The organism is Rahnella perminowiae (assembly GCF_019049755.1).
In the GTDB taxonomy this organism is placed as follows: Bacteria; Pseudomonadota; Gammaproteobacteria; order Enterobacterales; family Enterobacteriaceae; genus Rahnella; species Rahnella perminowiae.
This window is the reverse complement of the sequence record NZ_JAFMOS010000226.1, coordinates 1-2,203: the sequence shown is the minus strand read 5'-3', so window position 1 is coordinate 2,203 and position 2,203 is coordinate 1. Positions and strand designations below refer to the sequence as shown.

The window sequence follows — 2,203 nt, the reverse complement described above, 5'->3', positions numbered from 1 at the left end:
CAGGCGGGATTGACGGGCTCTCCAAATTTGGGGACTTCAAAGAAAAGCAGTGGCACTAATTAAGACTCTGGCTAACGTTAAAAGTTCGTATGATGTGGCAAAAATTTAAAAAAGGGATTGATTTTTTTTTGCCACATTATTGTTCAACAGGTTACGTCATGCCCCCGGCCAGATGATAACGATCAACGTACCGGCGAGCGTCAGTAATACGTTAGCAATGGCATAAGTTCCTGCATAACCGAGTGCCGGAATGTTACTGCGTGCCGTGTCGCTGATGATCTCCATTGCCGGGGCGCAGGTACGTGCGCCCATAATGGCTCCGAACAGCAAAGCGCGGTTCATGCGTAAAACGTATGCCCCGAAGATAAAGCAAATCACCACCGGCACCAGGCTGACAATCAGGCCGGAAATGAGCATCTGACCGCCTACCGCGCCAAGACCGTTATTGATACCCGCGCCTGCGCTTAAGCCGACACCCGCCATAAAGACCATCAGGCCAAACTCTTTCACCATGTTCAGCGCGCCCTGCGGGATATAACCGAAAGTAGGGTGATTAGCACGCAGGAAGCCGAGCATGATCCCGGCGAACAATAACCCGGCAGCGTTACCGATGCCGAAGCTGAAGTTTTTGAACTGGAAAGTGATGAGACCGATCATCAGGCCGACAATAAAGAAGGCGCAGAAGGCCAGCAAATCGGTGAGCTGACTGTGTACCGAGATAAACCCGATACGCTCAGCCACGCTTTTCACCCGTTTTGCATCGCCGCTGACCTGCAACACATCGCCTTTATTCAGCACGATACTGTCGTCAATAGGCATTTCAATCTGGCTGCGGATCACGCGGTTAAGGAAACAGCCCTGATCGGTGAGGTTCAGCTGACTCAGACGCTTGCCGACCGCGTGGTTATTCTTAACCACCACTTCTTCGGTCACGATGCGCATATCGAGCAGGTCGCGGTCAAAAACTTCCTTGCCGTTACGAAAACTCGGATCGAGGCGTGAATGTGCGTCCGGATAGCCGACCAGTGAGATCTCGTCGCCCACCTGTAATACCGCGTCGCCATCCGGAGTCGCCAGAATACCGTTACGGCGGATACGCTCGATGTAACAACCCGTCTGGCGATAGATCCCCAGTTCGCGCAGGTTTTTGCCATCAGCCCAGGCGACCAGTTCTTGTCCGACGCGATAGGCGCGGATCACCGGCAGATAGACTTTACGTTTACTGTCGGTATCCAGGCCACGCTCGCGCGCGATTTGCTGGGCACTGGTGGGCAGATCCTGATGTTGCAGCTTTGGCAGATAACGAGCGCCGAAAATCAGGCTGACCAGACCGATGAGATAGGTCAGGGCGTAGCCGAGGCTCAGGTTATCCAGTTCAGGACCAAGCAGTTTGTTGCCGCCCATGGTATTACGCAGCGTATCTCCGGCACCCACCAGAACCGGGGTTGACGTCATCGACCCGGCGAGCATACCGGCGGTGAGACCGATGTCCCAGCCGAATACGCGTCCGAGTCCGAGGGCCAGTAACATGGCGCTGCCAACCATCACCAGTGCCAGCATGAAATAATTTTTGCCATCACGGAAGAAAATGGAAAAAAAGTTTGGTCCTGCTTCGACGCCTACGCAAAAAATAAACAGCATAAAGCCCAGGTTGAGCGCTTCAGTATTGATACTGAAATGCTGCTGACCCAAAAGCAGCGAAACCACTAATACGCCAATAGAATTTCCGAGCTGAACGGAACCCAGACGAATTTTCCCCAGGCACAGACCGAGTGCTAAAACTACAAATAATAACAGGATGTAATTCCCGTTTAACAAACTAGCGACGTTTATATTCACAAGGATAACTTATTGTTTACCAACAAATTCTTGATATAGGAGAATGTAAAGGATAAATTCAGAAACGGTATATTCCTACTCAAACTCACACCCTCTGTCGCCGATGTCAGTGGCGTGGAAAAGTGGGTTTCGGGCGTCATTTTAGTCATAGAACGCCGGTTCAGCCAGAGAAAAGCCCGTATAAATATTCTGAAAGCTTTTTTTGTGTTTCGCGGGAGTGCGTGGCACGTCAGGGAAATGAGCCAGAAGGCTCTGACAGGTAATAAAGAACACATTGGTGCTGCAGTTAACCTGTGAAATCTCGCCAACTTTAAGGAGGAAGAAAATGGCCCTTTGGCGAAACGTATTTGCGGCTGTAATTTGT

The 2,203-nt window shown here is 51.1% G+C and carries 1 protein-coding gene; it reads right to left on the bottom strand.

All coding sequences use genetic code 11. From position 1 onward, the window contains the following. Positions 1-156 precede the first annotated feature (156 nt). Complete coding sequence (locus J1785_RS01520; protein ID WP_129951515.1) at positions 157-1,839, bottom strand: aspartate:alanine antiporter; 1,683 nt, start codon at positions 1,837-1,839, stop codon at positions 157-159. Positions 1,840-2,203 lie beyond the last annotated feature (364 nt).